The organism is Parasphingorhabdus sp., assembly GCF_036963805.1.
Lineage (GTDB): Bacteria > Pseudomonadota > Alphaproteobacteria > Sphingomonadales > Sphingomonadaceae > Parasphingorhabdus.
On sequence record NZ_JBALUN010000002.1, the window covers coordinates 585,571 to 606,036 of the forward strand.

At 50.6% G+C, this 20,466-nt stretch carries 16 protein-coding genes and 2 tRNA genes; 8 read left to right on the forward strand and 10 right to left on the reverse strand.

Annotated elements, in window-relative coordinates; all coding sequences use genetic code 11:
• Positions 1 to 101: 101 nt before the first annotated feature.
• From V7676_RS09475 to V7676_RS09500, 6 genes are all read left to right on the forward strand, one after another.
• Positions 102 to 863 carry a prepilin peptidase gene (locus tag V7676_RS09475; RefSeq protein WP_335659443.1) on the forward strand — a complete coding sequence of 254 codons (762 nt, stop codon included), beginning with the start codon at positions 102 to 104 and terminating at the stop codon, positions 861 to 863.
• 93 nt (positions 864 to 956) lie between these two features.
• Positions 957 to 1,041 (forward strand) — tRNA-Leu (locus tag V7676_RS09480).
• Between the two features lie 189 nt (positions 1,042 to 1,230).
• On the forward strand, positions 1,231 to 3,816 hold the full coding sequence (locus V7676_RS09485; protein ID WP_335659444.1) for a TonB-dependent receptor: 2,586 nt from the start codon (positions 1,231 to 1,233) through the stop codon (positions 3,814 to 3,816).
• 220 nt (positions 3,817 to 4,036) lie between these two features.
• Complete coding sequence (locus tag V7676_RS09490; RefSeq protein ID WP_335659445.1) at positions 4,037 to 4,345, forward strand: TonB-dependent receptor plug domain-containing protein; 309 nt, start codon at positions 4,037 to 4,039, stop codon at positions 4,343 to 4,345.
• Between the two features lie 93 nt (positions 4,346 to 4,438).
• Positions 4,439 to 6,976 (forward strand): TonB-dependent receptor, encoded by a 2,538-nt coding sequence (locus V7676_RS09495; RefSeq protein ID WP_335659446.1) that lies wholly within the window; start codon positions 4,439 to 4,441, stop codon positions 6,974 to 6,976.
• 300 nt (positions 6,977 to 7,276) lie between these two features.
• Complete coding sequence (locus tag V7676_RS09500) at positions 7,277 to 7,441, forward strand: hypothetical protein (protein ID WP_335659447.1); 165 nt, start codon at positions 7,277 to 7,279, stop codon at positions 7,439 to 7,441.
• 280 nt (positions 7,442 to 7,721) lie between these two features.
• Here the strand turns inward: V7676_RS09500 and V7676_RS09505 are convergent, their stop codons facing one another.
• The 8 genes from V7676_RS09505 to V7676_RS09540 all read right to left on the reverse strand — a co-directional run bounded on the left by V7676_RS09505 (position 7,722) and on the right by V7676_RS09540 (position 17,003).
• Complete coding sequence (locus tag V7676_RS09505; RefSeq protein WP_335659448.1) at positions 7,722 to 9,494, reverse strand: hypothetical protein; 1,773 nt, start codon at positions 9,492 to 9,494, stop codon at positions 7,722 to 7,724.
• Positions 9,481 to 10,230, reverse strand: coding sequence for a nucleotide-binding protein (locus tag V7676_RS09510; protein WP_335659449.1), 750 nt, complete (start codon positions 10,228 to 10,230; stop codon positions 9,481 to 9,483). Before V7676_RS09510 ends, V7676_RS09505 begins: the two co-directional genes overlap by 14 nt.
• Positions 10,231 to 10,393: 163 nt before the next feature.
• Entirely contained in the window at positions 10,394 to 12,130 is a 1,737-nt protein-coding gene (locus V7676_RS09515; protein ID WP_335659450.1) for a hypothetical protein, read from the reverse strand.
• Between the two features lie 90 nt (positions 12,131 to 12,220).
• Positions 12,221 to 12,296, reverse strand: a tRNA-Thr gene (locus V7676_RS09520).
• 41 nt (positions 12,297 to 12,337) lie between these two features.
• Positions 12,338 to 13,210 (reverse strand): hypothetical protein, encoded by an 873-nt coding sequence (locus tag V7676_RS09525; protein WP_335659451.1) that lies wholly within the window; start codon positions 13,208 to 13,210, stop codon positions 12,338 to 12,340.
• 99 nt (positions 13,211 to 13,309) lie between these two features.
• Positions 13,310 to 14,560, reverse strand: a complete 1,251-nt coding sequence (locus V7676_RS09530) for a mechanosensitive ion channel (RefSeq protein WP_335659452.1) — start codon at positions 14,558 to 14,560, stop codon at positions 13,310 to 13,312.
• Between the two features lie 118 nt (positions 14,561 to 14,678).
• Positions 14,679 to 15,671 carry an NADPH:quinone oxidoreductase family protein gene (locus V7676_RS09535; RefSeq protein ID WP_335659453.1) on the reverse strand — a complete coding sequence of 331 codons (993 nt, stop codon included), beginning with the start codon at positions 15,669 to 15,671 and terminating at the stop codon, positions 14,679 to 14,681.
• Between the two features lie 12 nt (positions 15,672 to 15,683).
• Positions 15,684 to 17,003 (reverse strand): replication-associated recombination protein A, encoded by a 1,320-nt coding sequence (locus V7676_RS09540; RefSeq protein WP_335659454.1) that lies wholly within the window; start codon positions 17,001 to 17,003, stop codon positions 15,684 to 15,686.
• Positions 17,004 to 17,120: 117 nt separating this feature from the next.
• On the opposite strand from V7676_RS09540, the gene V7676_RS09545 reads away from it, so the two are divergent.
• Complete coding sequence (locus V7676_RS09545; protein WP_335659455.1) at positions 17,121 to 17,582, forward strand: hypothetical protein; 462 nt, start codon at positions 17,121 to 17,123, stop codon at positions 17,580 to 17,582.
• Positions 17,583 to 17,588: 6 nt separating this feature from the next.
• On the opposite strand, the gene V7676_RS09550 is transcribed toward V7676_RS09545, so the two are convergent.
• Positions 17,589 to 18,770, reverse strand: a complete 1,182-nt coding sequence (locus V7676_RS09550; RefSeq protein ID WP_335659456.1) for a glycosyltransferase family 4 protein — start codon at positions 18,768 to 18,770, stop codon at positions 17,589 to 17,591.
• A gap of 37 nt (positions 18,771 to 18,807) precedes the next feature.
• Between V7676_RS09550 and V7676_RS09555 the strand changes: the two genes are divergently transcribed.
• The gene (locus V7676_RS09555) at positions 18,808 to 19,488 is read left to right on the forward strand and encodes an MOSC domain-containing protein (protein WP_335659457.1); all 681 of its coding nucleotides are present in this window, start codon (positions 18,808 to 18,810) and stop codon (positions 19,486 to 19,488) included.
• Here the strand turns inward: V7676_RS09555 and V7676_RS09560 are convergent.
• Positions 19,485 to 20,444 carry a hemolysin family protein gene (locus V7676_RS09560; RefSeq protein WP_442955425.1) on the reverse strand — a complete coding sequence of 320 codons (960 nt, stop codon included), beginning with the start codon at positions 20,442 to 20,444 and terminating at the stop codon, positions 19,485 to 19,487. The genes V7676_RS09555 and V7676_RS09560 overlap by 4 nt on opposite strands.
• Positions 20,445 to 20,466 lie beyond the last annotated feature (22 nt).

The window sequence follows — 20,466 nt, forward strand, 5'->3', positions numbered from 1 at the left end:
GGCCCTCGACATAGGCGCAGCTTCTAGATTTTTCAATCGCAGGATTGAACATCTCTCGATGTCATGCCAATCGCCTGGTTCATGATTTGCGGGAGCCCGTGTTGCCAACCTTTGTCTATCCTATTGCCGGAATCCTATTCGGACTCATAATCGGCAGTTTTTTGGCGACTATCATCATCCGTTGGCCATTGGGACAATCGGTCGTTTCAGGGCGTTCTCGCTGCGACAGTTGTGAGAAGCAATTGCGCGCCATCGATTTGATACCGGTGATTAGCTATTTGTTGCGATCGGGGAAATGCGCCAATTGTGGTGTGGCAATCAAATCGGATCATCTTATCATAGAGCTAAGCGCGGGGCTGATTGGTGGCTTGGCGTTATTTGTTGCACCGGGCATTGACGGTATGCTTGGCGCAATATTCGGTTGGTTATTGCTCACATTGGCGGCGTTAGATGCTCAGCATCACTGGTTACCGGACCGATTGTCTCTATTGTTAGCTGCGATTGGACTGGCCGCATCTGTCGCAGTGGATGATCCAGATTTTATAAATCGGCTAATAGGCGGCCTTGTCGGTTTTATATCCCTCTTCCTGATCGGTTGGGGCTATCAAAAGCTGCGCGGTCGAGAGGGCTTGGGCGGCGGCGATCCGAAATTATTCGCAGCTATCGGATGCTGGTTGGGATGGCCTGCACTGCCGCTCGTAATTTTGGGGGCAGCACTTATCGGTATATTGTCGGCGATGACAATGCAGATAAGAGGGCAGGCGATAAGCGCAGATAGCGCCTTACCGCTTGGCAGCTTCATGGCGATAACAGCCTTTCCGCTTTGGATCGCCCAGATAATGATCGGTGGAAATCTTCTCTAAAAGAAAACCGGTAAACAGAGGGTTGCCAGCAAAAATTTACTCGGCTAACAGGGCGTCGATTTTGCACATGCCAGTCTGCGGCAAAGCAAATCGGCCCCTGTGGTGGAATTGGTAGACGCGCTGCACTCAAAATGCAGTTCCGCAAGGAGTGCCCGTTCGAGTCGGGCCAGGGGCACCAACACAGATATTTGGTTACATTTGTTGCTATATTGCAACGATTTGGATGGCTTCGCCATAATAATATACTTATTGGGCTGAGAAGCTTGAGAAGCGGCAGACTCTTGACGTATTTCTAACGATACTGAGTTTAGTAAAGAGGGCGACTTTAGTTTGATCCGTCCCGCAAGTGAGTTTTTAGGAGTATATAATGAGAGTAACCAAATTTTTGACCGCAACTGCTATCGGCGGTTTGATATCTGCTGTTCCTGCTTACGCACAGGATTTGCAGGAAGAAGAGGTTTTTGATGACAATGTCATCATCGTGACCGCCACCAAACGCGAACAAACATTACAAGAAATTCCTGTAGCTGTGACGGTGACTAGCGCGGAAGATATTGCGAAAGCACAGATCCGCGATTTGAACGATCTCCAAACTATTGCTCCGACTTTTCGCGTTAACCAGCAGCGAAGCTCCGCCGATACCAACTTCATCATTCGCGGATTTGGTAATGGTGCAAACAACGCGGGCATCGAACCTTCCGTTGGCGTATTCATTGATGGGGTTTATCGGTCACGTTCTGCTGCGCAAATTGGCGACCTACCAAATCTTCAGCGCGTTGAAGTTTTACGCGGTCCCCAATCTACCCTGTTTGGCAAGAACGCGTCGGCCGGTGTGATCAGCATTGTAACGCAGAAACCGCAATTTGATTTCGGCGGCTCTGCAGAACTCGGCTACGGCAATTATAACGCAATCATTGCGAAGGCCAGTGTAACCGGGCCGATTAGCAATAATATCGCATTCAGCCTATCGGGCAATATCAACAAGCGTGATGGTTATGCGCGGGACTTAAACCTGAACTCAGACGTCAACGAACGCAACCGTTACGGTTTTCGCGGGCAATTGCTTATTGAACCATCTGATGATCTGTCCGTCCGCTTGATCGCTGATTATGATCATATTGACGAAGATTGTTGTGTCGCAGGCAACCTTATCAATGGACCAACCGGAGCAATCGTAAATGCATTGGCCGGCGGCATTGGCATTGATGCAGAAAACCCTTTCTCTTATGATGTTTACACCAACATTCCTTCCGAAAACCGGATTAAAAACTACGGTGGATCAGCGCAGATTGATTATGATCTGGGTGCGATCGGCCTGACGTCGATCACTGCCTATCGCGGCGTCGATTCCTTCAACAACCAGGATTCTGACTTCACCGGCGCCGATTTGATCAGCCAGAATATTAACGAAACTGAAATCCGGACGTTCACGCAGGAATTGCGCGTTGCATCCGATTTTGAAGGCCCAATCAATTTTCTATTGGGCGGTTATTATTTCAACGAAAATATCGATATAGCAAACGACATCGAATTCGGTGACGATTTCCGTGCCTACGGTAACGCATTAATAGATGATGCAACCGGCGGAGCATTGAACTTTAATACTTTGGAAGGGGCACTTGGTGGCAGTGATTTTGCGGCAGGTCTGGCGGCTTCTCCGGCTGTTTATGCCAATCGCTTCTTCGCAAGCGGCACAGGCTATGATGAAGCCTATACTTTCAAGAACGAAGCCTTTTCGTTCTTCGGTACAGTGGATTTTGAAATTACCGATGGCTTGGTTCTCACCGGTGGTTTGAACTATACTAATGACAGTAAAAAATTCTCAAACAATATTCTTGCAACCGAGGCATTTGCGGCAATTGATTTTGATGCGCCGCAATATGCTGCATTCCGTGAGCAATTGTTGCTGGGTGCGGGCGTTGATGCTGGCACGGCTGCATTCCTCTCGGTCAACCCGAATTATGACCAGACAATGGGTGTCGGGCCTGATCGGATATTGTCCAATCCACTGGGCAATTGTGAAGCAAATTCTGGGCCAAGAGGCCTATGTGATCTCCAATTTCAGCCGCCGTTGGTCAATCTGCCAAACTCGGTTGAAAATGGCCGTACGAAGGACAACAAGTTAACATACACAGCACGTTTGGCTTATGAAGTAGCGCCAAGCCTGAATGTCTACGCAAGCTACGCAACCGGCTTTAAGGCAAGCTCGATCAACCTGTCGCGAGACAGTCGTCCATTCGCAGCTGATGCTACTGCCTTGGGTGCAGCTGGATTGTTGCAGCCAAACCAGACATTTGGTTCACGCTTTGCTGGGCCGGAGAATGCGACGGTCTATGAAGTTGGTATAAAGGGGCAGTGGGATGTCGCAGCGTTTAACCTGACGTTATTCACCCAGTCCATCAAAGGCTTCCAATCGAATGTTTTTAATGGGACGGGTTTCGAACTGGCCAACGCGGGCAAGCAAACCACAAAGGGTATCGAGTTCGACGGTAACGTCACGCCAATTGACGGTCTGAAATTCAGTGTCGCGATGGTTTATCTCGATCCCGTCTATGATAGTTTCGTGAACAGCATTAATGGTGATATTTCGGGAACAACCCCATCGACCATTCCGGCATTGTCTACAACATTGGGCGTTGACTATGATATTGTCCTTAGCGACGTTCTGGGCCTGAACCTTCGTGCTGATTATCACTATGAATCAAAGGTTAACCTTTTCGATGACAATCCAGCTGATCCAACAGCAATTAATTTTACCCGTGAGGTTAATGCGCTGAACGCTTCGGCAACAATGTCATATAATGAAAATATGAAGTTCACGATTTGGGGCCGTAACCTGACCGGTGCAGACTATCTGACGACGGCATTCCCTGCGGTTGGCCAGGAGGGAAGTTTCTCCGGCTATCCAAACCAACCGCGGACTTATGGTGTGTCGGCACGCTATAAATTCTAGTTGAAACTCGCTTCGATTAAATTAGAGCCCCGCCGAGAAACTGGCGGGGCTTTTTTCAAATTTGCATCAAGTTTTGGGACAAAGATGCAAAAATGTAACTATAAGATGCATTTTTTTAATTTCAGTATAGACTTGTTTGATGAATTAGTTGAAGATTGGTTGGCTTGGGGGTGAGCAAAGAGCGTCGCTCTCTAGAAAAACGTTTCGGGATTGGGAGAGAATGATGCGTAAATCGTTACTATTAGCCGCCACAGCTATATCCGCAGTGGCTTCACCAGCATGGGCGCAAGTTGATGAGATGGTCGATGACAATGTCATCATCGTGACCGCACAGCGTCAGGCACAAAGTCTCCAAGAAGTACCGATCGCCGTTTCCGCCTTTGATTCAAAAGCATTGGAAGCGCAGCAGATTGAGAATTCCAGTGATCTTCAATTAACGCTTCCGAACGTTACATTTACTAAAACTAACTTCACGACGTCCAGTTTTACCATCCGCGGAATCGGTGATTTGTGTACAGGCGTGACGTGAGATTCGGCTACCGCGATTCATCTCAATGAGTCTCCGCTGTTCCAAACGCGGCTTTTTGAAACAGAATTCTATGACCTCGAGCGCATCGAAGTTTTGCGTGGTCCGCAGGGCACCTTATTTGGCCGCAGCGCAACATCTGGAGTGGTTAATGTCGTTACCGGAAAACCAAAAATTGATCAATTTGAAGGCGCGCTTGACGGTGAATATGGGAATTATCAATCCTTTAAACTAAAAGGCATGTTGAACTTACCCATAGGTGATACGCTCGCAGCAAGATTTGCTGGCGTGTATATTAATCGCGATGGCTTCACAAAAAATCTCTTTGATAATAGCAGTATAGATGGTCGCGACCTTTATTCTGTTCGGGGTTCACTCCGTTGGGAACCCGGGGCAGATACGACGGTCGATTTAATGGCTTCCTATTTCCGCGAAGACGACGACCGGCTGCGTATCCAGAAGCAATTATGTCAGACTGATCCGACCGGCGTGTTGGGTTGTCTGAACAACCGTTTGGATGCTTCCCCGGTTAATGCGAATGCTTCACTGGCGGCAATTTTTGCTTCTACAGAGTTATTGGCAATCGCAGGTATTCCGACAGATTTCGCACTCGGAAGTCTGGAAAATGATCCCAATATTTACGCGAACTCGGTCACTCCCAGTGATCCTCGCGTTGTTAACACAGCCTTCACGCCCGAATATTTTACCAGTGAATTGATATTCCAAGGCAAGATTGAACATGACTTTGGACCGATTAGCGCCCAGATTTCGGGAACTTATCAGGAAACAAAAGTTGACTCTCGGCAGGATTATAACCTGAATGTAGGCGATAAATCTCTGTATAATAGTGGGTTGGGAGCTTTGGCAGCGGCTGGTGCCGGCTTGATCCCCGGCCTTCCAGCAGCTTATTTTTCCGCTGCGGCCAATGCCCTAAACCCAGGAGGACCAGCAGGCGGCGTATATTGTACATCCGATACAGATCCAACAGGGCTTGGCGCGTTCGGCGGCAATGCCATTTGTGGCAGCGAACCTCTTCAATTTGATCGTTCTATCCAAAAAGGATCCGCATGGTCGACCGAAGCTATTATTAGCAGCGATTTGGAAGGCAGTTTTAACTTCTTGCTTGGTGGCATCTATGCAGAGTCCGAGGTTTCAGAAAATAGCTATTATGTAAACGCCTTTGGCCTCGATTATTCGTCAGCTATATTAGGGTCGTTCGGATCTTTGGTAGGAGGATTGGCGCCATCCCATCAAGGACAGTCTTTTTTCCGCAATAATACCGACGATTTTAAGTTAAAATCTTACGGTCTTTTTGGTGAAGCTTATTTTGATGTGAGTGATCGACTGAAATTTACGGTTGGTGTGCGTTATAATAATGACAAAAAATCTGTCCGGGCACGGTCTGGGTTGCTCAATAGCGGCTTCTTTATCCCCTATAGTCAAACGGGGGATATATACGATACGCCACTTGGTGCATCGTTCGATGGAGATTTGTCTACGGCTTGTACGGCTACCTCACCAGTCGGGGCCGTTGGTTCTGTTGCCGGTTGCGATGCATTTCAAAGCCGTAGCGTCGCTTTTGACAAGATTACGGGCAGGGCAGTTGTCGATTATAAGATTTCGGATGATAGCTTGCTCTATGTATCTTATTCGCGCGGTTATAAATCAGGCGGTATCAATCCACCTTTACAGCCGATTTTTACCGTCAACGAATCCTTCCGTCCAGAGCAAGTCGACGCATTTGAAGTCGGCCTGAAAAATTCATTCGCTGACGGGGCTTTGCAGCTTAATCTGACAGGTTTTTACTATAAATATAAAGACTTGCAGCTGAGTCGTATTGTAGCAAGAACGTCGGTTAATGATAATGTTGGGGCAGATATTTACGGTTTCGAAGCAGAGGCTATTGTTCGGCCTGATCCAGATTGGGTTATTAATATGGGCTTCAGCTATTTGAAGACCAAAGTGTCGGAAGATAAGTTCCTGTCTAATCCAAGAGACCCGGGCGGTGGACGGAGCGATGCCGTGATCATCAAAGATCTGCAAAACGCCTCAAATTGTGCTGTTGTTCCTACGGTCGCGGGTAACGTTGCCGGTGTGAACGGCTTTGTCGGAGCGGTAAATGCTGGCCTTGGTTTGAACGCACCTCAAGCATTCCCATCTGATAGCGGGATTGCATCAACAGGGGCCTATGGCATCTGTGCAGTCCTTGCCGGACAAATAGCCGCTGGCGGGCTTCCATACGAGGTTCTGGGTTCCGGTGTGCCGGTTAATATCAACGGCAACGAGCTACCTCAGGCACCCAACGTCAAGTTTTCGATTGGTGCCCAATATACCGCCAATTTCGACAATGGCATGAGCTTGGTTCCACGGATTGATTTGGCCTACACTGGAAATAGCTATGGCAGCATTTTTAACGGTAATCCGGATCGCATCGAAGGGTTTACGCAAGCCAATGCGCAAATTCAGCTTAATGGACCCGATGACCGTTGGTATGTTCGCGGGTTTGTTCAAAACCTGTTCGATAGCAACAGTATTACGGGCCAATATGTGACCGATGCCTCATCTGGACTATATACGAATATCTTTACGTTGGATCCACGCCGTTACGGTATTGGCGCTGGTATGAAATTCTAACAGAATCGTCACGGAAGAAAGGCCCTGCCGTGGAAACCGGTGGGGCCTTTTTTTGGAAAGGAGAGAATGCGTTCTCCCTTAAAAAAGGGGAGCCCCAAATCCCTATCGGATAGACCGGGACGATAGTGGGGGTGGTGCCGAATATCCGACTAGGCCCTCTCTGAAATAAACCCTTGATTTTCAACAAATAATAACTCTACTTCAGGTGGGCTTGTACCGCCTTTTTGTACCCTTTTCAATACAGAACCTTAGGCGGGAAGTGCATTTGGTTAAAACACTGGAATGAAGGAAGCTGCAAATATGTTAAAGTTAGAAGATGGATATGCGGAGAACATGGGTGACACTTTGGCCATCATTCAAAAAGACAACGGAGGAAGCCAGCACAGCGTGATAATTACTTGGGGTGACCTTGAGGCCCTAATGGGATTGAAAGGCGCAGAGACGGCTAATGGGGAGGCCCTATAGCCGATTGGCTGATACGTTAACAACACGAGAGGATAGTTATGGAAAGACCGGCGTTTTACCTTTGGTCCCTATCAGATGCTTGGGGGTGGTTTGTGAACTTGCCAGTCGTGGGGGCCATCGCCATCGCTATGGTAGTGCTCACACTTTGGCTGGTTATTGGTGGAGCAATAGAGATGCGGAACTACAGATAGAAAAAATACCCCCACAAGACGGTTAAGTCTTGCAGGGGTGTTAAGGGGCCTGTGAACTGAAAAAGAGGTCCCTTTAGTCTTTGTAGCAGCTATTCGGTTTGGATGGGATCACCATCAGCGCCGCCTAATTGCGTGGCTGAGAGACGGCTTACTTGGACGCCTGCCTTATTCAGGAGGGCACTAAACTTACGGTCGTGAGCGGCTCGTTGTTGAATTGCCTCAAAGGCCGCTTTGATGTTATCCGGCTTAGTTTCGGTCAATATTTCAGCTATGGAATCTTGTACATCCTGTTTGAATTTGAACGATCCTTTGGCGGTACCACGGAATAAGACGCCGCCCACGGCTGATGCAATATTACCAAACAACAGATCGCGTCCAGTCTGGGTTATGCCTGCCATGAGGTTCTCATCGAGACTTTCGCGGGCATTTGTCTTACTGTTCAGAAAGGCCTCACTAAAGGTTTTGAAGCCTTGGTCTTCCGCTTCTAAACGGTCATCCAGACGGCCCATTGATCCGGGCTTTCCTGTCAGGTTCTCAATAGCGTCCACTTTGACGACATCGCCGGGAGAAGCTGCGGAACCTGCACCGGATAATCCGACTTTGTTGCGGGTGTTTTGCGCTACGTTCGCTGTAGGCTTTTGACCCGCCGCAACCGCATTATCCGCAAGGGACGTTCTGGCACCTGTTATCCATGCCTCTTGGGCGTGTTCAGGCATAGCTCGTGTGGATGCTGCGATCTCGTGACCCGACATCTTCCCTACGTTCTGGCCTTGCTCCAATGCATCGCGTATCGCCATTTCATCGGCATATTTCGACTTCGCGGTGTCAAACAGTGGAGAACCTTTTCGGGCCTCTTCATCAAGACCTGAAGCCATGCCGCTGGCACGGAAGTTTGAACTGTCCAGCTCCGGGCGTCCCGTTAAGGGGTTCCGAGGGATATCCATCCGTATTTTCTTGATGATCATATCGATTGCCTCAAGAGAGGGTGTTTCACCAAAATCAACGGAGCCATCAGGACGTTGGATAAATCCGAAGTCTTTAGGGTTCCCGCCGTAGTCTCGGATTTCCTTAAAGGCCTTGGCTGCTTCCTGTTTGAAAGCGGGGGTCTTCATGATTTCCTGCATTTCCGTGGAAACCGTCATGCCCTCATTATATGCCTGCCGGTAGTTAGGAGCTGCCTCTGCCGATGCTCGGTACCGGATATCATCGACCGCCTTAATGGGATCAACTGCCGGACCTAATTCAGATTGGACATGGTCACGGATACGCTGGCCCTGTTTGGCTTGGCGTTCCCCTAAGGCCGCTCGGGCCTTGGTTGTCATAGCTCCACGGCCCTGAAGGGACCAGCTGGTTATGCGCCGTAGCTGTTCGCTAAGATCGGCAGGCATCGCAGGGATACCCATAAGGTCCCGCTTGGCTATCTCATCGGTTACGGTTTCGGCTGTCAGTGGTACTGATCCCGTACCCATTCCTGTAGCTATCGTGCCGTTGCCCATTTCATCAGCGATGATACGCTGTGCTTGCTGTTGTGCTGCGGGTCTATCGGGGGCGCGGTTCGCCATCTTGTTAAAGACGTTTCCTACGGAGGAGACGGCTTGGTCCACTCCGGGGATGTTCTGCCTAGCAAATGTTCCTGTGGCCATGCCTCCACGGAGGAGGGGAGCCAATACCGCACCACCAACGGCACCGCCTATGGCACCACCGGCTGCGTTTTGTAGGCGACCATCGCCGCTTTCATTCAGTGCGCCCCCAATGCCCCCATAGAGGGCACCATTAGCTGAGGCGTTAAGTGCTGCGTTGGGGAGGGAGGCCGCTGCTTTAGAGGAAAGCGCCCCTACTTTAACCGGCCTAATATCCGCCAAGGCCGCGAGAGCGACTATTAAACAAGATCGTCTGAGGTCCCCTACGCTCCATACTGTACCCCCATTCCTTAGCCGCCGCTTCAATGTACAGCTCAGTAGAACCGGGTGTCAGGCCCAACTCGCGGTCGGTGTCATGGAAGCGAATCAGGCCGGTGTTGAGTCCGGAAGGCCGACTACCCATCCACGCTTGAATGGCACTAGTACAATCATGAGGGTCTGACAATAAACCGCTCGCGTTAACCTCTTCCTCAGCATTGGCGGGTGGAAGTGGTTCAAAATGACCTAGTTTTCTGGCTGATCGTAGTATGCGCTGACACGCGGGTCCGAGTGCAGCAGCCAAATTTTGGTCTTCCCTTTCTGCATCAAATTCTGCGGGTGTTATGCCCAGCAAATCAGTTGGCAAATGAAGGTCTTCTATACCGCGAGGTACCAACATATAACATCTATCACGCCCGAGCCGACCTATAAAAAGCCCAAGCTCAAAAATGACATTGTCCCTAACCGTCAACACTTCTGAATTCCGCATTTTCGTTACATCGTTCGGTGACAAAACAAAAAGGCCAAAATCAGCCTCGTTCAGTACATCGATCAGGGATTCCATTGTAGACCTTGAAAGCTGGAAAACTCCCTGTGTCCAAACGGTAACCTGAAGGTCTCTTTCCAGCCCTTCTTGAGCTGCATAGGCCAAGTCAAGGCTCTCACCGGCTGAACCAATAAATAGATTTGGCTTTTTCACTGCCGCGAATCCAAGAACATTTCGATGTTGCAGTATTTCAAATCAAACTTCCTTATTGTAGTCGCAAGTAGGCACCTCACTTGTAGCAGCCCCATTTGTCAAGCTTCCGCGTTTCATTGGGATCAATGAATGACGGCAAACGGTGCACGGGTATATTTAATAATTATTTCGCTTGATCGTTATTTGCCCAGCGCAGCACTTTGCTCCAGTCGGGACCCTCGGGGTCCACCACGTGTATATACTCACCTAGCGCCGTCCAATCTCCGTAGAAACGCTGTGCGTTACCGCCGCTATCTGTGTGGCCCATGATGTACTCTCGGGCTTCTCTGGGAACTTTAGCGTTGAGCGCTGCAGTCTGCCAAACATGGCGAAACCCCTTAGACGGCTGGCGGGTAACTCCGGTTGGCAGGATACCCATCTCTCGCAAGTATTCTCCCCACCAAACACCGTAGCTAGCATGGAGATCATTGCCAGCGGCGGACTTAGGGTTTAGCCTCGGGAACATCGCAACCTCTCCTGAAGCATTGAGGTGGTCGATATATTCAATGAATTTGAGGTCCAACAAGCGTGAGGGGACCGGGAAGGTACGTTTTCCGCTCTCAGTCCTTGCAGTTTTTAAGGTCTTAGGCCCTATTGCGGGATGCTCGCCTTCATCAGTAAATTTTATCAACCACACACCATCCGTTTGCCAAACATTGCCGGTCAGTAGCTGAGCAACTTCAGTGGGCCGCGCTCCGGTCGTGAGCATCAGGAGAGGGAGCCAGTAGCTGGCCTCACCCTTTCCGCCGTCAGGCCTTTCACCAGCCGTGAATATGGGTAGCGAGAATATAGCCCTCAATTCAGAAGCGCTGAAACCCTTGACCATTCTTGAGGCTGCGTTGCGTTGAAACTTGTGGCCCCTAAAGGGGTTGGACTGCCCCTCCACCATTCCGCCAGCCGCTGCAATAGCATCCCACCTACCTGCTAGATACACCGAACGGCCCTTAAGGGTTTGAGGCATCAGAAACGGGATATCAGTGCGGCCCTCATAGATTTCGACCAATTCCCTAAGCGGGGTCTGGCGGTGTTCTTTTGGGAGCCGGGAAGGCCGCTTGGCTAACAATTCAAGCCACTCGTTGACCATTGCGCGGGTAATTTCGGCAGGTACAGGCTTCCCGAACGCTTCCCGAAAGAACCTGAGGGACGTTTTGATTTCAGTTCGTGTATATTCAGAAACGCGAACATGAGCCAAATCCATCGTCTCTAAGGCCAAAGCCTCAAAGCTCTTGCTTGCTATCGTGCCGGACGTTTGCGGAACATTGAGGCGCGGCGAGGGAGGGAGTTCCTTTTGCTGGTTCTGCTTGCCTACGCGGATTGCTTCGCAGACGACAATAGCGGCTTCATTGAGCGATGCGCAGAGCCGATTGAATCGGTCAGTATTGTGAGGGTCCAGTATAAGGCCTTGCGCTATTACAAGGGCGGTTGCGTCCTTAGTCCAAAACGGCACGATTGCTTCCAGATCACCATCGGCATTCCAGTGACGGAAATCATCAAGCAAGTAGTCTACACCCTCATCCTGCCGGTCCTTGGCTTCCCCGCGCTGCCAGCGGATTTCATCGGCTTTTGTCCGCCATGCGCTTTCAAATTTGGCTGTAAGATAAATAATCATCGGCTCATCAAGGGTATCGTAGGTTCCTGTCTGGACCTTGCGGGCCAACGCCACCAGCCGCTCATATTCATCATGAGCCTCTTTGTATCGCGCCAGAGCGCCGGGGGCATCAATAGCGGTTGCCTTCAAGGACCGCTTGAGGTGCTGTGGCTGACTAGGAATGTACTGGCGCAAGGCGGCTGGGAACAGCCTGCGGTAATATAGAAGCCCAGCTTGGGGGTTTTTCTGGATATATTTCAAAATAATTCCCACCGATTTTGTACCCTTCTATGTACCCTCAAAGTTGAGGATAAGTTAAGCAAATCAATGGTTTGTTAGTTTTTTGCGCCTTGCAGGGAAGGCTGGTGCCGAATATCCGACTCGAACGGATGACCTACCGCTTACAAGGCGGTTGCTCTACCAGCTGAGCTAATTCGGCGCTGGTTTGGTGGCGATAGCCAATACCGAGCGCTCTTTGCTTCAAAAAACTCCAAAGGTCCAGCCCTCTTTTTTCGCTATTTCATTCGTTAGCTTTGGCGGGTGCCACAATCTTTCATCCGCGCTGGCATGCTTCATCCACGCGGCGGTAATTAAAGCATCTGTGCTGTGATCATCATAGTGCCGTAATTTTGCTGGGAGAGCGGTGTCCAAAGCCTCTAAGGCCATTTCCAGACCGGCGCGATCACGTATCTTGCTTCTGCCTTTCGGCAATCCGGCAGCGAGGGCGGCTATCGTGGTATAAATCTCTACGATCATTGGCCCGCGGTCTGGAACCGGGTCAAAAGGCCAAACCGGAATCGCACCGTTTAACTGATGCAGCATCCGCATGCCGGTAAGGCTGGATTTACCGACTTGTGCGGCTCCAACCAGATTGAAACAACTGGCGCTATTGGCCTGACCGGTTTCGCGTTGATGCTGTTCCACGACACGTAACCGTCCCGCTCCACCTGCAAATAAGTCCCCGACATAGTCGCGGCTGTGACGGAAATGGCGTCGGGCCTGAGCATGGTCGAGGAAAGATAGGATATTGAGATAAGGATCCGCCGCAGATAATCGTTCCACCAGTTGCCAAAGGTCGGTTGCATGGGATGGACTGTCATCCCATGCCGGAAAATAGCATCCTCTGTCATAATATGGCAGCGCCATGGACAGATCAAAGCCGATTAGCATGTCTTGCTGTTCTGCAGCTATCCTTAGCAGCCAGTCGCGAATATCTTCGCGGGACCATCGTGGATCGGGGGACAGGAGGGCTGGCGGTCCTTCCGGTCCGATAGTCGCAACCGCTATGCCATTGGGCCGCTCAATCTTCGCGCCGGACCAGTCAATGCAGGTAAATTGGGTAAAACGGCGCATGAATGATTTGTAACTCAAGATGTGCGGGAAATAAATAGGACACAAAAAAGGGCGAGCCCAATGGACCCGCCCTCAATCTATTCGCTGTCTATCTGACTATTATTTGGCAGCTGGTTTGCGGGCCGCTGGCTTACGAACGGCAGGCTTGCGTGCAGCAGGTTTAGCTATAGGCGCTTTCGGTGGATTGGCATGCAAGTCTTCCAAGACTTTACCCGCCACATTCCGTCCACCCCAACCAAAGGCGAGAGCAGCAGCTGCTGCGCCGCCAATGACAAGTGCCATGAATGCCATTTCAACAATTTCTTCACCCACGCCCATGAACTGAAGGCCCATGAAGGTGAACAAAACGATTGCAGCATAGCGAACGATGGTCGCCGCCATTGGGCTTTCACCTGTTCCGCTGATGACGCGTGCCAGGAGGTTCGCAATCAGGAAGCCAACTCCGATAACGACGCCGCCAAAGATGACCCGGCCACCAAGTTCAAGAATTTGATCAAGAATGACGGTGAGGTCTGCAAAGCCCAACATGCGCGTTGCCGCGATGGCAAAGAACAACATGATGGCGATTTGCGCGACACGAGCCAAAATGGTCGTGAGCGATGTTCCGGTTGGCAAAATATCCATGGCCGCAACCGATTGATCAACACCCAGACCTGGCAGGACTTCCTTGATGATCTGAACCACGAATTTGCTGATCAGATAGCCGATGCCAAGAATGATCGCCGCACCGATAATATTAGGAATTGCAGCCAATATCATGCGCAGCATATCGCTGGCAGGACCGGAGACTGATTCAAGTTCCAACGCTTCGAGCGATAGGATTGCAATCGGAATGATGATCAGAACATAGACAATCGTGCCCAATGTTTTGCTGATCTGAGTGTTGCCGGTAACGGTATCGACGCCGCCGCGATTAGCCCATTTGTCGAAATCGACGGTTTGCAGTGCTGTAACGAGAAGGTCCCGGACAATGCGTGCCACGACCAAGCCGATGAAGAATATTATCGCCGCACCTAATAGGTTCGGGATGAATTCCATGACACTGTTCAGTAATGTCTGAATAGGAGCATCTACGCCGCCAAGGCCCAGCACACGAAGTATGATGAGCAGGCCGAATAGCCAAATAAGCAAAGAGACGATCTTGCCGAGGGATTCTCCAACCGAGGTACCGGAGGAAGTGTCCCGCTGTAGGAAGGAGACATTATCAACAAGCTTGGCAAAGGCCCATTTTGCGGCTTTAGCCAAACCCCAAGTAACGAGGAGAGCGACAAGCGCGAGGCCCAACTTCTCTCCTAATTCTATCATGAGCTCAGTATCGAGCGCATAATTGCCAATTCTCAGTCCATCCATTATTGCTTCCCCTTTGTGTTATTAAAATCACTAAGGGAACTCTAGCACGTTATCCGTTTGAAATACAGTCAAGATTATTTGGGTGCCGCGACTGGAGGGTAATTATATGTAACCTTCTTCAGATTTTCATGGTGATGACTGCCCGCCCGATAACGGCGCGTTGCTCAAGTAAACGCAGCGCATCGGCTGCATCGTTCAACGCAAAGCTGTGCGATATATGAGGGCGCATTATACCCTGATCAGCCAGTAAGTGGAGGGCCTGTTCACTGCGTCTCGCCAGCTCCGGATCGCGTCTTGCACTCTCGCCGGCACGTAGTCCGATCAGGCTATATCCCTTTATCAGGGCATGATTGGCCGGAAAGGAGGGGATCTCGCCACTCGCAAAGCCCACGATCAAATAGCGACCACCCCATCCGATGGAACGGGTTGCCTTTATCGCGAGATCGCCGCCAACAGGATCAAATACCACATCAACGCCTTTGCCGCCGGTTAGGTCTTTTACTTTGGCTGTCAGATCAGGGTCAGCAGGATCGAGGCAATGGTCTGCCCCAGCATTCAAGATCGCTTTGCGCTTTTCTTCATGGGAACCTGTGCCAATTACCAGCGCGCCTTTATGCTTGGCGAGTTTGACCGCTGCCATGCCAACACCGCCGCTCGCTCCAAGGATGAGAATGCTCTCTCCTTCGAGCAAAGCGGCTTTGTCATTTAGCGCGTGCCAAGCGGTAATCGCGGCACCGTGCCAGCAAGCTCCTTCACTAAAAGTCAGAGCAGCGGATAAGGGCCGGACCGCTGTGTCGGGCAGGACAATCTGTTCGGCAAAGCCATTGCCCTTGCTCCCGCCCATGACGCGGTCGCCTATCACGTATTCGGTCACTCCGCTCCCGAACTCAATGACTTCGCCTGCCACTTCCAGTCCGGGAATGAACGGCGGGTCGGGACGGAATTGATATTTCCCGTAAGTCATCAGCAAGTCAGGAAAGTTGAGGCCTGCTGCTTTTACGGCAACACGGACTTCTCCTGCTTGCAACGGCACGGTTTCCCGGTTTTCGATACGGATGGAATCGGGGCCGGTTAATGCGGTGCAGATGGCGGCGCGGTATGTGTTGGTCATGAACTGATAACTTCAGCGGTCAATTTCATGTTTCAATTTGTCCCAATAAGCTAATCGTTCCCGAATTTTCCGTTCAAAACCGCGATCAACCGGTTCATAGAATTGCGCTGGTTCCATTTCTGCGGGCCAATAATTGTCGCCCGAAAAACCGTCGTCACTTTCATGGTCATAGCTATAGTCTTTGCCATAACCGATATCTTTCATCAGTTTGGTTGGCGCATTCAGGATATTTTGCGGCGGCATCAGCGACCCCGTTTGCTTGGCCGATTTCCAAGCAGCTTTCTGTGCCTTATAAACAGCGTTGGACTTGGGGGCAGTGGCGCAATAGAGGCAGGCTTGGGCTATGGCGAGCTCGCCTTCCGGGCTACCCAGAAAATCATAGGCATCCTTTGCGGCGAGTGCCTGAACCAAGGCTTGCGGGTCAGCAATGCCAATATCTTCGCTCGCAAAACGGACGATACGACGCAGCACGTAAAGTGGCTCTTCTCCAGCAACAAGCATCCGCGCCAGATAATAAAGCGCGGCTTGAGGGTCCGAACCGCGCAGCGACTTATGCAATGCGGAAATTAGGTTATAATGGCCCTCGCGATCTTTGTCATAGACGGCCATGCGCCGGTGCAGCAGCTTCGCGAGGGCTGCGGGATCAAGTGGTTCAGGGATGTCGAGCGAAAACAGTGTTTCCGCCTGATTGAGCAGGAAGCGCCCGTCGCCATCGGCGCTGGCGATCAACGCTTCGCGGGCGCCATCTGTTATGGGCAGATCGCTTCCAGTCAATTCCTCCGCTTTAGTCAGCAATTGCCCTAATGCCGGGCTGTCGAGCCGGTTGAGGATCAAGACCTGCGTCCGGCTGAGCAGGGCGGCATTAAGCTCAAATGACGGGTTCTCGGTTGTTGCGCCGACCAATATTACTGTGCCTTTTTCCACATAGGGTAAAAAACTGTCCTGTTGAGAACGATTGAAGCGATGAATCTCATCGACGAATAATAGGGTTTGCTTTCCGATCCGTTGGCGTTGCTCGGCCTCCGCAAAGACTTTTTTTAGGTCTGCCACGCCCGAAAACACTGCCGATATGGCAGTGAAATATAAATCAGTTTCATTGGCAAGCAATCGCGCCAAGCTGGTTTTTCCGGTCCCCGGCGGTCCCCAGAATATGATCGAGGAAAGTCTCCCCGCTACTATCATGCGTTTAAGAGCACCGTCTTCCCCAACCAGATGGTCTTGGCCGACTACATCGCCTAGATTTTTGGGCCGGAGTTGTTCGGCTAGCGGCGCGTTGGCAGGAAGCTGCTCGTTTGCCTGCTGGGAAGCGTCATTCGTAAAAAAATCATCCATTGCGTGCCATTATGGCATTTTCTCATCCAAAAAGCAGCATGTTCATTAGCTTATGTCCAAATTTTGTCGGCATAAAAGCTTATGTTATAGTGATCGAGAAAATAAGGGAGGAATAGCATGACTGAAGCAATGGAGAATTTGGCTAACGGCCATGACAGGGTCGTCGCCCCACGGCATTTTTGGTTGATTGGTATCTTGGCAACCCTGTGGAATTTTGGCGGGGCGCTGGATTATACGATGACGCAAACGCGGAACGAATCCTATATGAGCAGTTTTACGCCGGAGCAGTTGGACTATTTTTACGCCTTTCCAGCTTGGGCAAATGCCGCATGGGCGCTAGGCGTTTGGGGTGCGTTTGTCGGCTCACTACTATTATTGTTGCGCAGCCGTTATGCCACGGGCGCATTTCTGCTGTCTTTCTTAGGCCTGATCGGATCCTCTATTTATCAAATGGCTTCCGATATGCCCGCAAGTTTGAGCACACCGGGAATCCTGATTTTTACGTCCGCGATCTGGTTGTCCGTCATTTTTCTGATCTGGTACGCGCGCAGGATGACGGCAAAGGGTATCCTGCGTTAAACTCTCCTATCGAACAGTGGCCTGTTTTATAGGGCTTTGACCAGACTGGCGTTGACGGATCAGGCGGATATAGGTTTCGGCCACTGCCTGATTTATCTGGTCCCAGCTAAATTCATCGGCGCGGCGTTCGCCGGCTGCGCCATGGACCTTGCGGATAGCTTCATCCTGACAATAGAGTTGTAGCACATCGGCAAAGTCGCGAATTGCGCCCGGTGTGACAAGCATGCCGGACTCTTTGTCTTTGACCAAGCTTTGGCTACCGGTGGCTTTTGCCGCGACGACGGGAAGACCGCAGGCCATGGCCTCCAGTGTTACATTGCCAAAAGTTTCTGTAATCGACGGATTGAACAGCATATCCATGCTGGCCACCGCTCGGCCGAGATCATGGCCTTGCTGGAAACCGGCGAAAATTGCATCTTCCATCCGCTCTTCGAACCATTGTTTTGCCGGACCTTCACCGATCACAATGACGCGATGCTTTATTTTGCGTCGTTTCAATTCGTCGATTGTGTCGGCAAAAACATCTAGCCCTTTTTCCATAACTAGCCGTCCGAGGAAGCCGATGACCGGTTCATCGTCCGTAATGCCAAAGGATTGCCGCCAAGACAGGTCACGCTTCGAAGGATTAAACATTTGTTTATCGACGCCGCGTGACCAGATTCCGACATCATAGTTCATCCGCTGTTGACGGAGCACTTGGGCCATGGATTCGGATGGTGCGACCAGTGCGTCACAGCGCCGGTAAAGGCGGCGTAAAATTGCTTCGATAACTGGCTCCAGAAAAGCCAGATTATAATAGCGGGGGTAGGTTTCAAATCGTGTGTGAACGGATGCCAGAACCGGAATGTTGCGGTTCCGTGCCCAGCTTACCATCCGGTGCCCAACCCGGTCAGGACTTGAAATTTGCATGATATTAGGGGCAAAGGCCGCCAGATCACGTTTCGCACTACCGGAAATATGGGTGGGAAACCGATATTCCGCGCGTCCGGGAAATGCGAAAGAGGGAACGCTGATCAAATCGCCAGTGGGTTCAAAGGCAGGGGTATCAGTAGTCGGGGAATAAACTCGTACAGCAGCCCCTTTGCGTAAAAGATATTCCGCTAGTCGGTTTAACGCTTGATTGGCGCCATCGCGTACGAAATTATAATTGCCACTGTACAAGGCAATGCGAAGGTCACTGATTTCCATTTTCGCCTTCAAGCATAATAAATCGCAAATTGCCAATATGAACTTGAGCGGATATAAATTGTTGATGATAGAAACGAAACTGGATCATCTGCTGATCGGCACACCAAAGCCGTTCCGCGCAGATGGCGAGATGAGTGCCATCGTCAAGCAGCCGGTTTTCGAAACCGTTGAGCTTGGACTATTTGGGTTGGTCGGCAATCAAGTCGCTGATCTGTTGCATCATGGTGGGCGAGATAAAGCGGTGCATCTTTATCCGATCGAGCATTATGCATTCTGGAAAGAAAAATATCCGGAATTGGATATTTTAAACCACCCCGGCGCGTTTGGAGAGAATTTCAGTTGCGCTGGGCTGACGGAAGACAAGCTACATCTTGGCGATATTTTTCGTCTCGGTGAAGCATTAATTGAATGCAGTCATGCGCGCCAACCGTGTTGGAAACTCAATCATCATTTTGGATATCCCGATGTCATGAAGACGGTGATTAAGACAAGTATGTCGGGTAGTTATTTTAGAGTGTTAGAACCTGGGAAAGTCCGCGCAGGCGATCGCTTTGTCCAGCAAGATCGCGTCTATCCCGATTGGCCGCTAAATCGGCTATTCGATGTGCTGATCGCGGGCAAACATAAGGGGCAGGGTGCCGAATTGCTTCGACTAGCCGATATGCCTATATTAGCAGATACATGGCGGAAGCGTGCGGCTCAACTTGCTAAAAGTTAATCGTTGCTTGTGGCGGCGGTCATCTTATGTCTAGGCGGCAACAAGCGCAGCTTGGTAACGCGCCTGTCGTCGGCTTCCAATATTTCGAGATACCAACCGCTGGGATGTTCGAGCATTTCGCCTGTTTTAGGAATATGGCCAGCCAATACAAATGACAGGCCTCCTATGGTATCGACATCTTCATCAATCTCAGCCAGCGCCGGATCGATGTCTTTGCCGACATCATCCAGTTCGGCCCGCGCGTCCGCTTCCCAGATGCCATCGTCCAAGAGCTTCAGCATTGGTACGGGTTCGTCATCATGTTCGTCTTCGATTTCACCGACGATTTCTTCGACAATATCTTCAATAGTAACAAGACCTTCGGTACCGTTATACTCATCAAATATTATCGCAAGATGGGTCCGCGTTGCCCGCATTTCTGCGAGCAAATCTAATACACCCATGGATTCAGGCACAAATCGGGGCTGGCGAAGATAGGGCGTAATATCGGTTGGAGGAGTCCCGCCTTTTGCGACTAGCGCAAAAATATCCTTGATGTGGATCATACCAATGATCGTATCGAGATTACCGCGAAATACCGGGATACGGCTGTGACCATGTTCGGAAAATATTTCGACATATTCGCTAAACGGTGCGCTTTCTTCTATCGCGATGATGTCAGCGCGGGGAACTGCGATATCATCAACACAATGATCACCGAAGTGAAGCAAATTGCGGAGCATTTCCACCTCAACCTGAGTGATATCAGGGACGCCGTTTTTATCGGCTTCGCCATCGCTTTCATGCTCGTCAATAACTTCTTCGAGTTGCGCGCGCAGCGGTTTATCTTCCGCTTGCCCAAAAACCATTGCTTTCAGGCTGCGCCATATTCGTCCGGGTTCTTCATCATCATTGCGAGATGCGGACGATGATCGACCGCTGCCACCGCTGGAATTACTCGTATTATCGTCTGACATAATATTATTCTTGATCACTCTA